We start from the raw sequence: 13,398 nt of genomic DNA on the forward strand, positions 1-13,398 counted from the left end.
ATATTTGGCTTGTTATTTATTTTCATGTACCTTAGTATTTTATATTTTAAAATTATTCTCTTCTCATTCTTTTTTCATTGGTACTTTCTTTTTTACCTAATTTTTTTGATTCACCATTTGCTCCTATTTCTTTTGACATTTCAACTTCCATGTCTCTCATTTCTGACTTTGTTTTTGGATTCATCTTTTTGTTATCCTTATTATTTTTATTATTTTTATGTGCCATGAATTTTGTTACAGATGATGCCAAGCAGAGTATCTGTAACCTTCCTCCCTTCATTTATGATTTTTATTTTTGCGGCCACTTTCTCTTATAAATCTATATTTCTTGGCATTTCAACGTGGCTACAAGTGATTAATTTTAATTTACCCCTAAAATAAAAAAATATACATAAGGTACATAAAAATAGCTGCCCTGCTTTTTACATATGTTCTAGGCAACTATTCCCAATATCTTGAATTATATTAAAATCTCTATATTTCTCTTCCCTTTCCTATAAAACATAAAGATAGCATGTCCGGTCCTGTATGAGAGGCTATAACTGGTCCCACAAAATTCATCATGGTTTCTTTCACTCCAAACTCCTCTTTAACTATCTGCTTTAAATATATTGCATCTTCTAGACAATCTCCATGGCTTATCATAATTCGTTGATTTCCAGGTTCCACAACTCTTTCCCTAAACTTTTCTAATAGGTACTTTATAGCTTTTTTTCTTCCCCTTACATTTGTAACATTTACAAGCTTTCCTTCATTATTTATAAATATAATTGGATTTATTTTCATTAATGTTCCTATAGTAGCAGCAGTAGCAGATATTCTTCCTCCATACCTTAAATGTTTCAAAGTGCCTACCATAAACCAATGATTTATATTTAATTTATTATCTTCAATCCATTTTATTATTTCTTCCTTTGAACGCCCTTTTTTCATCATCTCTACTGCGTTATATACTAATATACCTTGTCCTATACACGCGCTTTTGCTATCTATTATAGTAATATCTGCATCTTTGTATTCTTCTAGTACATTTTCTCTAGCCATACTAGCACTGTTTACAGTACCACTTATAGCAGAAGACATACCTATATATATAATAGACTTTTTTTCCTTAACAAGCCTAGTAAAAACCTCAGTAAACTGATATATATTCACTTGAGAAGTAGTTGGCATTTCTCCATTTCTTAATCCATCGTAAAATTGTCTATAAGTAAAGGTTTTTCCAAAATCATCTTTATAGTCACATTTATTAAAATGACAAGTTAGACTTACAAAAGGTACCTTATTTTCTTCAATATATGATAACGGTAAGTCACAACTTGAATCCGTCATTATTATAACACTCATACGACCTTCTCCTTTTATGTAGATTTATTATTATATAATTACATTATATAGGAATTCTATATAATTTCAAAATATCCTTTACTTAAATTTTAATAAAGGGGCTGTGGCATTAAGAAATTCATATACAATACATTGGTTTGAAATTCAATAGCAACCACAATGTGTTGTAGAATTTATTTTTAGTGCCACAGCCCTTCTATTAAGACTATTTTAAATACTCTATTGGATTTACAGGAGTACCATTCTTCCTAACCTCGAAATGTAAATGTGGTCCCGTACTTCTTCCTGTACTCCCTACTCTTGCAATTAAACTATTTTCTTTTACTATATCGCCTTCTTTAACTAGCAATTCACTACAGTGTCCATATCTAGTTTCTAGCCCATCCCCGTGCTGAATTATAATCAGCTTGCCGTATCCATCCTGCCATCCCGAAAAAGTAACATTACCTTCATATGCTGCATATATAGGACTTCCTGAACATGAGGCAATGTCTATTCCATTATGCATTCTTCCCCATCTTCTACCAAAATCAGAACTTATACTTCCTCTAGAGGGTTTTGAAAAACAAGTTATACCTAATACTGCAGGATTTTTACTTCCTACTAATATTATTTTATCTTTGCTATTTTTTATAATTTTTTCACTTACTGTTTTCTTACTAATTATTTTTTCGTTTTTTACAGTTATTTTAGAAAATACATTTTTCAGTCCTTTTTCTTGCTGCTGTTGAACTTTTCTCTCTCCTTTTAGCATTTCACTAGATGACTTCATTACCGTACTAGGCTGAATATCCTTTTTCTCTTCTATTACTGATGTAAACTGAACATTTATAGATTTATGCTTATTTAAAATCTCTCCAGTAATTTTTTCTCTGGAGGATTTTTCATCAATACAAACTCTACTCAATGGAGCTCTGCATTTTTTCAGCTGCAGATTATCTATTTTAAAATCATTTATATCCTTTACCTTCAATATTTCCTTATATTTATCTCTAACCTTATTTAGAACGCTATTGTACTCCTTTTCATTATCTAGAGCACCTAAATATTCATTTTTGCAAAACACACCCAAGGTTTCTACAGTAATATTACTGTGTTTAAAGAAATTCTTTATTATACTCTCTTCAGAGGATAACTCTTTCCTTTTCTTATTGCTTTTAAAAATCACCTGATCCTTTCCCTCTTTATTTTTAAATCTTCTATTTATACATTCATTTATCTCCTTCTCTAGTTTAATATAGGATTCTCTATCTTGAACTGTACCTATACTATTACCATTTAATAATACTTCATAAGACTTGTCACTAAATATGTTATAATATAATAAACATAAAGAAACAGTGAGCAAGCATATGATAAAATAGTTTTTGCTTTTTTTACTCAAAACTTTTACCGTCTTTTCTTGCACAATATCTTTTAGGTGATATTATACAGACTTAACGGTCTTCAGCTCCTTTCACAATAATTTTGACCCTTTAGGTCTAATAATTTATTTAGTAACTTTCTTAATATACCCTAAAAATGAAATTTTTATTTAATAATACAAATTTATTATTTGATATTTTAGAGATTTTGAGTTAAAATTCATTAGCAAAGATTATAATATTTTATCTAATGCAATTAATATATACCATATTGTATAATTTAGGAAGGGTTGATTTTCCATGGGTACTTTCGTTTTTAAGAATAAAATACATGAATATACGCCTGTAAGTAACATTTTTATAGAAAAATATATGCCTAAGGCTAGAGGTGAATTTGTTAAAGTCTACCTTTTAGGATTAAAATACTGCATTTCTGGAGAACTAGGAGTAAATTCTTCCATGATGGCTTCCACTCTAAACCTTTTAGAAAGTGATATAATGAATGCTCTGAACTATTGGAATGAAGAAGGAGTAATAAAACTAATACCCATAGATAATATGGGCAATTTTAATATAGACTTTTTAGATTTAAAAGACAATGGTGAGGAAGAAGACGTAGATAAAATTAATTTACTAGAAGAATTAAATAAAAACTCTATAAAGGATATGCTTCAAGATATAGAGAAACTTATAGGAAGACCTCTATCCCCTAAGGAAATGACTATGTATTTAAGCTGGCAAAAGGACTTCAGCTTTTCTCCTGAAATAATACTTCTTCTAATTCAGTATTGTGTTTCTAAGGGTAAAACTGACTATAGATATATAGAAAAAATAGCTTTAGCTTGGAATGATGAAAATATAGAAAATGTAGAGGATGCTCAAAGTTATATAAAGAAACATGAAGATAAGTGGATTAGAATAAGGAAAATACTGAATTATTTAGGAATAAAATCTACTGATATAATGAAACCTCAAGAACAAATGATGGATAAGTGGATAAATGTTTATAAATTCCCTGTGGAAATTATATATAAAGCTTGTGACATTTGCTTTGAAAGAATAAATAAAGCTGACTTTAAATATATAGATGGAATACTAAACAGCTGGTTCAAGGAGAACATAAAGACTTTAGAGGATATAGAAAAAAGAGATAAGAAAAAAACTAGTTCTTATTCACCTGCGAAAAAGACATCATATAACAATGGTAAAAATAGTACCTTTAATGACTATTCTCAACGTAAGTACGACTACGATGATCTAGAAAAAAAATTATTAGGATGGGATAATGAATGATTAACACATACCAATCTCAAATACTAAAAATGTATGAAAATATAAGGGAAAATGAAGAGAAGGCCTTAAAGAACCGAAAAGAAGAAGTATACAATAAAATACCTAAAATAAATTCTATAGAAAAGGAAATAGCTAGGCTTTCTATACATTTATCTATAAATATACTAAATCATATTGAAAACAGAGATGAATACTTGAAAGATTTAAAAGAAAAGATAACAGATCTAAGAATTCAAAAGACAGAACTTTTGGTTTCATCAGGATATCCAATAGACTATTTAGATATGCATTATAGATGTAACAAATGCAGTGATACTGGTTTTATAGGAAATAAAAAATGCTCTTGCTATAAAAGGTATCTAATTAAACTCCATTATAGAAATTCTGATCTAGAAACATCATTTAAAGAAAATAATTTTGATAATTTTAACATAAACCTATACGGTACCAAAAAAACTGACTCAGAAATAAAAAGTCCCAGAAAGAATATGGAAGAGATATCATCTAGCGTAAGGTCTTATTTAAAGAATTTCTCACAGGAGGGCATAAATTTATTATTTTATGGTAGCTCTGGTACTGGAAAAACCTTTTTATCTCACTGTATAGCTAAATGGCTTATAGATAGAGGTTACTTTGTAGTATACAGAACCGCAAAAGAATTAATAGAAAATTTGCGTGATGCTCGTTTTAATGAAAATAAAGCATTAGAAGATTTAATATTAAACTGTGACTTACTTATAATAGATGACTTAGGCACAGAGCAGATAACGGATTTTTCCAAATCAGAACTGTTTAATCTAATAAATTGGAAACTTTTAAAGAGCAAAAAGATGCTTATTTCCACTAATTTATCCCTTGAACAGCTTTCTAAACACTACTCAGAAAGAATTACTTCAAGACTATTTGGTAATTTTGAACTATACAAGTTCTACGGCGACGATATAAGAGTAAAAAATAACTTAAATAAAATAAGATGATGGTAATATAAAACCCCAGCCTATCATAGACTGGGGTTTTCATATTAATATTGTTCTAAATTTATATTTTATGTAATATATCTAAGGCACATTCAAAGAAATAACAAGTCAGTATACTAGTATTTTACGTCATACTGCGTCAGCACAACCCGCTGATAGTCCTTCGCAACGGAACCTGCTTCCTTGTCTGACACAAAATATACCATCATATTTGACTTGTTATTTATTTTCATGTACCTAATTTATTATATAAGGAGAAAAAATCAATAAAGAAAGAAATGTATCCCCTACTAAGAATGGAAGATACCTTGCAACTGGGAGATCCTCTGTAAATTCTCTATAAAATAAATATGAATATACATAACAAAATACACTTATACATACTAGAATAAGCATTCCCACCATAGGAGAAGTTAATTCTTTAGGCAAAAACATAAAGCTATTTTTATATACAGAAACATATATTGCTAAAGCTTTTATAGTTGTTGTAGCTACAAGAACCCCAATATATATACCCTTTCTTTGCTTATCTGAAAATCTACTTAATAATAAAGTAAATATACCCATTAAAGTTAATCCTGGAAAAATCCATGCAGCTCCCACTAGCAGTATAGATACTATACTATACGCAACGCCAGTAACTGTTTCTCCTATAGATAAATTTTTTTCAATTTTTTTAAGTCCATTGTTCTCCTTTTTATATTGTTCATTTGTGGAAGTCATATATAAATTGTATGGACAACTAAATCCCTCATCTGCTTTAGCTTGGAAATCGCAATATATTCCTATTTCTCCGCAGATATTTGCAAAAGTAGATAATTGCTTTGATTTTGAAAGACTTCCTTCTTGCTCACACTTTCCATTGCTCAAACTATACTCCATTACATCATCATGCTTTCTATTTATGCCAAAGATTCTACTTCCTTCTACTAGAATTTTTGCCTTACCATCTGTATAGTTTGTACTATTTATTTTTCTTAAAGCAATCCCTGGGAATTTCACCTTTTTAAATTTATATTTAAACTCATCTTTGTTCTCTATTATTTTATCAATAGGAATTTCATATACTATATCTCCTCCTATTTTAGGTACAAAAAAATACATAACCCCATCATCTATAGCAAATTTAGTATCAGGTTTAGACTGTCCAAATCTAACTATCATATTGAATAAATTTCTTACATCAGAAAATTTGCCATTCTCGTAAAACACACACATTTGAGTGACTTCCTGTACATCCTGACCAGTGTAGCATATTGCATATTTTCCATTGTAATCTACTCCGCTTAGGCCTCCTGCACTTGATACTTTTAGAGATTTTCTATTACCAGTTTTTACATCCATAAATTCCACCGAATCCCCATAAGTTCTTAAAATCATATTGTCATTTATCTGTTTTACTGCTATTAACCCTGCTATATTTTCTCTTTTTATTATATTAAAATCTTTATCCAGTTTAATTCTCTCTGATGAATTAGTCTTTGAGTAGTTACCTACATACTCAATATAAAAATTATTTTCTTTATCTTTTACTAATATTATGCCATTTATACAGCTTTCTTTTATATCTAAACTCTTCTCCTTTTTCTTATGACCTAGTGCATCTAGTACTAGGATTTTTAATTTATTTTTATCATTATACGTAATAATGTAATTTTTACCCTCCTTAATAATTGCAGGAGTAGTGCTGATGTACGCTTGGCCTAGGAATTTTCCTTTTCCCCACTTATTAGAAGGTGGTTGATTATTAATATTCAAATTAACACTATATTGATAGGCTATTATACCTACCATTAATATTATACTTATTATTATAAAACTTTTTGTCATAACTCTACATTTTTTCATACTCATATCCCCCAAGATAATTCATTTATATAAAATATTAACTAGCATATATAATATTCTATATTTATATAAAATTATCCTTTTAAAAGAGTATTATATATTTTTATATGGCCAAAATCTAATTTCAAACACAATAATGTTATTTAATATCTAATTATACTTTCTTATAAGCCTAATCCCTACAAAAAAATAAAAATCCTAAGTAAGAATTACTTACTTAGGATTTTGGAGCTGGCAATAGGAATCGAACCTACAACCTGCTGATTACAAGTCAGCTGCTCTGCCAATTGAGCCATGCCAGCTTATATGGCGACCCAGAAGGGACTCGAACCCTCGACCTCCGGCGTGACAGGCCGGCACTCTAACCAACTGAGCCACTGGGCCATATATATTTTTACAAATAAGTGGTGGGCACAACAGGGCTCGAACCTGTGACCCTCTGCTTGTAAGGCAGATGCTCTCCCAGCTGAGCTATGCGCCCACGTATGGTGACTCCTAGGGGAATCGAACCCCTGTTACCACCGTGAAAGGGTGGTGTCTTAACCGCTTGACCAAGGAGCCAAATTATTTTTTTACTGGAGCTGGCAATAGGAATCGAACCTACAACCTGCTGATTACAAGTCAGCTGCTCTGCCAATTGAGCCATGCCAGCTTATAATGGCGACCCAGAAGGGACTCGAACCCTCGACCTCCGGCGTGACAGGCCGGCACTCTAACCAACTGAGCCACTGGGCCATATTATGTGGTGGGCACAACAGGGCTCGAACCTGTGACCCTCTGCTTGTAAGGCAGATGCTCTCCCAGCTGAGCTATGCGCCCACATAATGGTGACTCCTAGGGGAATCGAACCCCTGTTACCACCGTGAAAGGGTGGTGTCTTAACCGCTTGACCAAGGAGCCAAATTATTTATCAACGCTTATTTTCATTCGAGTCTGCCGCGCTGACAAATAATATAATACAAGATTATTCTCCATATGTCAACATATTTTTTTAAAACTTTTTTAGCTTTTTCTAAATTCCTCTTTAATTTCTTGTACATACATTAATAAAAATACTTCTAGTTGCTTTTTTCTACCCATCCTATGCTCTCCATTATAATAAGAGCAGTATCCTCTATAGCTCTTTGAGTTACATCAATAACTCTACATCCCAGCCTTTTAAATACCTTATCTAAAAAATCAAACTCGTCTAAAATTCTCTCTTCATTGGCATAGTTTATATTAAAATGATCTCCTCCAAATTTTAAAAGTCTGTGTTTCCTAATTTCAATAAGATGCAAAGGATTTATTGTAAGACCAATTATCTTCTTTCTATCTATTTGTAATAATTCTTCTGGCACTGGAACTTCCGGCATTAGTGGCACATTAAGAGCTTTTATACCTTTGTTGGCCAAATACATACATAAAGCTGTTTTTGAACTTCTAGAAAGTCCTACTATAACTACATCTGCATTCTTTATTCCACTTACATCCTTACTATCATCATACTGCACCGCAAATTGCATAGCCTCAATTTTTTCATAATATTCATTATCTATATTCCATACAGCACCGGGTTCATATATCGGCTGCTCTCCTGTAATTTTAGCTGCTATGTTCATACAGGGACTTAACACGTTATATACAAATATACCCTTTTCTATACATCTTTGTACTAAAAAATCTCTAACCTCCGGCAAAATTATATTTGAAATTACCATGCATTTGTCTGGCACATCTATAGTTTTTATAAATTCATAAACATCTTCTAATGTCTTTATGTATGGGACTCTTTTTACATGCATTTTTACTTTAAATTGACTGGCTGTAGCCTTAGCTACCAGTTCTGCTGTTTCCCCGATAGAGTCAGAGACGGCGTATATTTTAAACATAGTAACACCCCCTGTTTTTTATAATCCAACTTTTACAGATTTAAAATTATCACTATTCTTTTACTTAAATGTATATAACTCAGCTTTCGCACATAAGTTTCAATCTCTATATTAGATTAATAAAGATTTTTAATTTAAAAACGAATTAAAGATTCTTTAAATGAAATGAAGAAAACTTATATTATTTCATACCTGATAATTGTACTAAAGCACAGTCCTCTATAGCGATTATATTGTTTTCTCTACAATAATTAAGAATTTCTTCACTTTCTGCTCCTGGCTGAATTAGTACTTTATTGATAATTAAAGACTTTGCTTCTTTAATTATTTCTAAGCCTAAAACAGGATTTATGCATAAATCTATAACTTCTATTTGAAAAGGTACATCCTTTAAACTTTTATAAACTCCTTTTCCCTCTTTCTTAGGGTGAACTCCCACTACCTTAAAACCTTTACTTTTTAATTTATCCAAAATTCTATATGCATATTTACTTTGATTTATAACGTCTCCTACCACTACCCAATTTTTATAATCTAATAATTCACTGGCTACCATAAACTTGCTTGATTATTGATATTTTATATTACAAATACTTATCAAAAATCAAGCTTTTCACCTGCCTCTCTTTATTATATTTATCTTTATTATATCCTAACTTTTTTAATTGTATCAATGATGTACTTTTATGTTTACAAATTTAATTCATACAAAATTAAGCCATTATTGCAGATTCAAATACTTTCATTGAAAAAACACTATAAAATAATTATAATTAAACTAAATAGGATAAAATATTACTTGTATACTTTAAAGCTTGCAGATATTCTTCAAGCTTTTTTCCATAAATAGTCAAAGGGAGCGATTAATTTTGAAATACGATATTATAATAGTAGGTGCTGGTGCCTCTGGCATCACTGCTGCCATCACAGCTAAAGATATGGGATGCAACGTAGCACTTTTAGAAGGCAGTGATAGGATAGGTAAAAAAATACTCACCACGGGAAACGGCAGATGTAATATAACTAATGAGAATATAATTCCTTTAAGATATCATAGCAATAACCCTAATTTTTTTGTAGATGTTTTAAATAAATTTACCTATAAGGATACTGTTAACTTTTTTTCTTCTCTAGGACTTCCTTTAATAACTCTAGATGAGGGCAAAATGTATCCCATGAGCCTACAGGCTTCTTCAGTCTTAGATATGCTTAGACTGGCTCTAAGTGAAAAAGATATACCCTTGCATTTAAATACAAAAGTTAAGGATATAGTCTCTGAGAAAAATCACTTTAAGATATATACAAACAACGATGAAATATTTCAGTGCAAAAAATTAATAATAGCTACAGGTGGAAAATCTGCAGCTAACACTGGTTCAGATGGTTCTGGATTTAATATAGCTAAATCACTAGGCCATAGTATAATAACTCCTTTACCGGCTTTGGTACAACTTAAACTCCAATATAAACATTTAAAAGCTCTATCTGGTGTAAAGTTTAATGGTTTTGCAGAGATTCTCATAAATGGTAAACCCATGAGAAAAGAATTTGGAGAAATACTTTTTACAGACTATGGCATATCAGGTCCTCCTATTTTACAAGTAAGCAGGACCGCCTCCTATAATTTAGAGAGAAAAAAGGCAGTAACATTAAAAGTGGATCTTATGCCTAACTTTTCTAAAGAACCCTTAATAGAATTTCTAGAAAATCATTGGGGCACCTTTAGCTACAGATCCGTACAGGAGTCTTTTATAGGAATAATAAATAAAAAAATAATACCTATACTTTTAAAAGAGGCTGGAATTACAGACATCCATAAACCCTGCTGGGATTTAGATTGGAAAGAAAAAAATAATATATTTGCACTACTTAAAGAATGGACCTTCACCATATCAGACACAAATGGCTTAAAAAATGCTCAGGTAACCGCTGGAGGAGTTGATACCACTGAGGTTAACCATAGCACTTTAGAATCTAATCTTATATCTAATCTTTACTTCTGTGGAGAGGTATTAGATGTAGATGGTGATTGTGGCGGCTTTAATTTGCAGTGGGCTTGGAGCTCTGGCGTTGTAGCCGCTAAAAGCGCTGCAAAATAAGAATATTGTGAAGCAAGTGCAATAAGAAAAATCACACTTTAAGTCCGTGAAATAATTGTAATTTGGGACTAATCACAATACGCTAAGAACTTCTACATGTTTGCAGATTTCAATTCCCTAAAACCTTAACTCGCTCCTTGCGTCCCTCAAACAAGAAGGTTTCTTAACGGGAATTGAAATCTGCAAACATAAGAAGTTCTAAAGCTAGTTCCATAGTCCCCAATTCCAATTTTTTCACTCCCTTAAAGTGTGATTTTTCGGTTCATGCATAAGCTATCTATGGGGGAATACAGCTAACTAAAGGATAATTTTCCTCCACTACGTTACGGAAAATCTTTAATTTATAAAAAAGAAAGCACTCAGAATATTTTTTAGGCGTAGCCATTCGGTTACTTTTCAATCCTAGTTACTAGCCAATAAACAATTATTAAAATAAAATATTGGATAAAATTTAATATATTTTGGCGTGAGCCCAATGTCATCAAGCTAAACTGAAAATACAAGATTTTAAGGAACTATATTTCAAAAGATGGGGAGTTGAAATAAAATATGATGAATTGAAAAATCGACTTGAAATAGAGAATTTTTAAGGAACAAGCAAAATAACAATTGAGCAGGATTTTTACGCATCAATTTATCTATCGAATATGATTGAGCTAGCTCGCAAAGATAGTGATGATATTATAAAAAGTGAAAGAAAAAATAAAGCTAATAAGCATGAATATAAAACTAATTTAAATGTTTTAATAGGCAGCTTAAAAGACAAATTAATAATAATGCTTTTGGAACCAAGTCCAAGAAAAAGAAATAAAATTTATAAGGACATCATGAAACAAGTTGCTAAAAGCAGTATTCCAATACGACCTGATAGACAAAATGTACGTGTCAAAAGAATTACAAGAGGAAAGTATAGAAAAAAATAAAAAACGTAGCTTATAAATCCTAAAATCAGGACTATATTTTTGATGTTGACACTATAAAAATCTTTTCAGATTTGTAGTGTCTATTTCTTGTGCAAAAAAATACAAATAACTAGCTTTACATTTATAAATTATTAATGTCATAATTAATTATCCATATTATTGAATATTAAATTGATCACATTGGGCGTGAGCCTGTTGATTTATAATGAATGATCGGCATATATGTTAAGAAACATATATATGTATTATAACAACAAATTCTAACATCTAGAAACTAGAAACTAGTACTAAAAAACATTTGATGACTAAGGATTTATATTAGTCCCAAAATGATTTAGTGGCAGTTCTTAATTTTCAGGCGGAGTTTATTTAGCCTGGCTATCGCCAATAAAAAATTTTTAAGCCCTTAAAGAAAAGCTATAACTATTCTATTTAATGAAATTGTTATAGCTTTTTTGCTATTCCATTTATTTAATTAAAGATTTTCCGTAACATAGTGGAGGAAAATCTTCCTTTAGTAGGCTTTCTCCCCCCATAAGTAATGTACGTATGAACCGAAAAATCTGTCTTTAAGGTAACAATAAATATATTTTTTTAGACTATTGAGCTAGCTTTAGAAATTCTTTGTTTTCAAATTTCAATACCCGTTAAGAAGCTTTCATGTTTGAGCTCCGTTAGAAGCGAGTTTGAAAGCTTTAGGGGATTGAAATTTGAAAACATTAGAATTCCTTGGCGTATTGCGAACAGTCTAATAAAATATATTTATTGTGGACTTAAAGACAGATTTTTCTTATGGCACTTGCTTCACAATATATTCTTACTCCCTATTTCCATAAAGTCTGAAGTACTGCCAATTCAATTTCATTTTTATCCTGTATTTTATGTAAACATATTACTCCATCTTCCTCTTCTACAATTTGAGTGCGAACTTTTACAATATCCCCATAGGAAGTTTCCTTTTCATAAGTTACTTTTACATTTTTAAGTTCATACTTTGTAATTATATCTCTAGGAACTGTTTCTATAGCCCAAGCTACATATTTTACGTTATTAACATGCCTATTAGTATCTATATCACCATATCTCACACTAAATTTATTTTCTACATCAATTTTATTCATTTTCTTTATTTTATCTATTTTAAGAGTCCTTTTTTCTTCTTTGTTGGTTTTAAATATATCATACATATAATCTGGTACACTTATAGCTTTTCTCTTCTCTGTATCTATTAAGAACCATATAGAATTTGCTTCCACTATCACTTCTCCGCTGCTATCTGTTATAGTAAATTTTCTGTAGGCGTAGAATTTTTTTATACCATAGGCCCAAGTTTTTACCTTTACTCTCTCATTATATGTTGGATATCTATTTATATCTATATCCCACTTATAAAGTACCCAAGCTATATGATGCTGATTTAAAAACTCCATGCCTATTTTTAGATCTTCAGTTTGTACCATAGCTATATCACCAAAATAATTCATAAGAGATGATATGAGTGCTCTTCCTTTATAATCTACTTCATAATAGTGAACATTATACTCCTTTTCTGTTACTATTCCAGACATTTTAACACCCCCAGTAGTAAAATTTTATATATTTAATATGATACCAAATTTATGGGGATTTTAATACGTTTAATGAAAGTTTTTACTAAAAATTAAAAAAAAGTATTA

11 protein-coding genes and 8 tRNA genes are annotated in these 13,398 nt (G+C 30.6%); 4 read left to right on the top strand and 15 right to left on the bottom strand.

From position 1 onward, the window contains the following. Window positions 1-52 precede the first annotated feature (52 nt). From CC89_RS13770 to CC89_RS19600, 3 genes are all read right to left on the bottom strand, one after another. Window positions 53-280, bottom strand: coding sequence for a small, acid-soluble spore protein, alpha/beta type (locus CC89_RS13770; RefSeq protein WP_502685632.1), 228 nt, complete (start codon window positions 278-280; stop codon window positions 53-55). Window positions 281-474: 194 nt separating this feature from the next. Next, window positions 475-1,347, bottom strand: a complete 873-nt coding sequence (locus CC89_RS13775) for a DegV family protein (protein ID WP_035293025.1) — start codon at window positions 1,345-1,347, stop codon at window positions 475-477. A 205-nt stretch (window positions 1,348-1,552) separates the two neighbouring features. Next, window positions 1,553-2,731 (bottom strand): peptidoglycan DD-metalloendopeptidase family protein, encoded by a 1,179-nt coding sequence (locus CC89_RS19600; RefSeq protein WP_051931784.1) that lies wholly within the window; start codon window positions 2,729-2,731, stop codon window positions 1,553-1,555. Window positions 2,732-3,011: 280 nt separating this feature from the next. Between CC89_RS19600 and CC89_RS13785 the strand changes: the two genes are divergently transcribed. Next, window positions 3,012-4,004 carry a DnaD domain protein gene (locus CC89_RS13785; RefSeq protein WP_035293027.1) on the top strand — a complete coding sequence of 331 codons (993 nt, stop codon included), beginning with the start codon at window positions 3,012-3,014 and terminating at the stop codon, window positions 4,002-4,004. Beyond that, window positions 4,001-4,981, top strand: a complete 981-nt coding sequence (locus tag CC89_RS13790; RefSeq protein WP_035293028.1) for an ATP-binding protein — start codon at window positions 4,001-4,003, stop codon at window positions 4,979-4,981. Before CC89_RS13785 ends, CC89_RS13790 begins: the two co-directional genes overlap by 4 nt. 237 nt (window positions 4,982-5,218) lie before the next feature. On the opposite strand, the gene CC89_RS13795 is transcribed toward CC89_RS13790, so the two are convergent. The 11 genes from CC89_RS13795 to CC89_RS13845 form a co-directional block, all read right to left on the bottom strand. Beyond that, window positions 5,219-6,829, bottom strand: coding sequence for a hypothetical protein (locus tag CC89_RS13795; protein ID WP_035293030.1), 1,611 nt, complete (start codon window positions 6,827-6,829; stop codon window positions 5,219-5,221). 226 nt (window positions 6,830-7,055) lie between these two features. Further along, a tRNA-Thr gene (locus CC89_RS13800) sits at window positions 7,056-7,131 on the bottom strand. 5 nt (window positions 7,132-7,136) lie between these two features. After that, a tRNA-Asp gene (locus CC89_RS13805) sits at window positions 7,137-7,213 on the bottom strand. Window positions 7,214-7,234: 21 nt separating this feature from the next. Beyond that, a tRNA-Val gene (locus CC89_RS13810) sits at window positions 7,235-7,310 on the bottom strand. Between the two features lie 5 nt (window positions 7,311-7,315). Then, window positions 7,316-7,390 (bottom strand) — tRNA-Glu (locus CC89_RS13815). 15 nt (window positions 7,391-7,405) lie between these two features. Further along, window positions 7,406-7,481: transfer RNA gene (locus CC89_RS13820), tRNA-Thr, on the bottom strand. 6 nt (window positions 7,482-7,487) lie between these two features. Continuing rightward, window positions 7,488-7,564: transfer RNA gene (locus tag CC89_RS13825), tRNA-Asp, on the bottom strand. An 8-nt stretch (window positions 7,565-7,572) separates the two neighbouring features. Beyond that, a tRNA-Val gene (locus tag CC89_RS13830) sits at window positions 7,573-7,648 on the bottom strand. A gap of 6 nt (window positions 7,649-7,654) precedes the next feature. Beyond that, window positions 7,655-7,729: transfer RNA gene (locus tag CC89_RS13835), tRNA-Glu, on the bottom strand. A gap of 158 nt (window positions 7,730-7,887) precedes the next feature. After that, window positions 7,888-8,700, bottom strand: a complete 813-nt coding sequence (locus CC89_RS13840; protein WP_035293033.1) for a pyruvate, water dikinase regulatory protein — start codon at window positions 8,698-8,700, stop codon at window positions 7,888-7,890. Between the two features lie 181 nt (window positions 8,701-8,881). After that, the gene (locus CC89_RS13845) at window positions 8,882-9,256 is read right to left on the bottom strand and encodes a CoA-binding protein (protein WP_035293035.1); all 375 of its coding nucleotides are present in this window, start codon (window positions 9,254-9,256) and stop codon (window positions 8,882-8,884) included. Between the two features lie 313 nt (window positions 9,257-9,569). On the opposite strand from CC89_RS13845, the gene CC89_RS13850 reads away from it, so the two are divergent. Next, window positions 9,570-10,799, top strand: a complete 1,230-nt coding sequence (locus tag CC89_RS13850) for a BaiN/RdsA family NAD(P)/FAD-dependent oxidoreductase (protein ID WP_035293036.1) — start codon at window positions 9,570-9,572, stop codon at window positions 10,797-10,799. Window positions 10,800-11,446: 647 nt separating this feature from the next. Next, window positions 11,447-11,722, top strand: a complete 276-nt coding sequence (locus tag CC89_RS21195; protein WP_035293039.1) for a hypothetical protein — start codon at window positions 11,447-11,449, stop codon at window positions 11,720-11,722. Between the two features lie 824 nt (window positions 11,723-12,546). Here the strand turns inward: CC89_RS21195 and CC89_RS13860 are convergent. Beyond that, complete coding sequence (locus CC89_RS13860) at window positions 12,547-13,290, bottom strand: acyl-[acyl-carrier-protein] thioesterase (protein WP_035293041.1); 744 nt, start codon at window positions 13,288-13,290, stop codon at window positions 12,547-12,549. Between the last annotated feature and the right edge of the window lie 108 nt (window positions 13,291-13,398).

This window comes from Clostridium sp. KNHs214, from assembly GCF_000744935.1.
Lineage (GTDB): Bacteria > Bacillota > Clostridia > Clostridiales > Clostridiaceae > Haloimpatiens.

Bases quoted from the DNA above. Each gene is read 5' to 3' on its own strand.
- CC89_RS13785 (WP_035293027.1), top strand. From the start codon at position 3,012: ATGGGTACTTTCGTTTTTAAGAATAAAATACATGAATATACGCCTGTA.
- CC89_RS13790 (WP_035293028.1), top strand. From the start codon at position 4,001: ATGATTAACACATACCAATCTCAAATACTAAAAATGTATGAAAATATA.
- CC89_RS13845 (WP_035293035.1), bottom strand. From the start codon at position 9,256: ATGGTAGCCAGTGAATTATTAGATTATAAAAATTGGGTAGTGGTAGGA.
- CC89_RS21195 (WP_035293039.1), top strand. From the start codon at position 11,447: ATGATTGAGCTAGCTCGCAAAGATAGTGATGATATTATAAAAAGTGAA.
- CC89_RS13860 (WP_035293041.1), bottom strand. From the start codon at position 13,290: ATGTCTGGAATAGTAACAGAAAAGGAGTATAATGTTCACTATTATGAA.
- CC89_RS13795 (WP_035293030.1), bottom strand. From the start codon at position 6,829: ATGAAAAAATGTAGAGTTATGACAAAAAGTTTTATAATAATAAGTATA.
- CC89_RS13840 (WP_035293033.1), bottom strand. From the start codon at position 8,700: ATGTTTAAAATATACGCCGTCTCTGACTCTATCGGGGAAACAGCAGAA.
- CC89_RS13775 (WP_035293025.1), bottom strand. From the start codon at position 1,347: ATGAGTGTTATAATAATGACGGATTCAAGTTGTGACTTACCGTTATCA.
- CC89_RS13770 (WP_502685632.1), bottom strand. From the start codon at position 280: ATGAAGGGAGGAAGGTTACAGATACTCTGCTTGGCATCATCTGTAACA.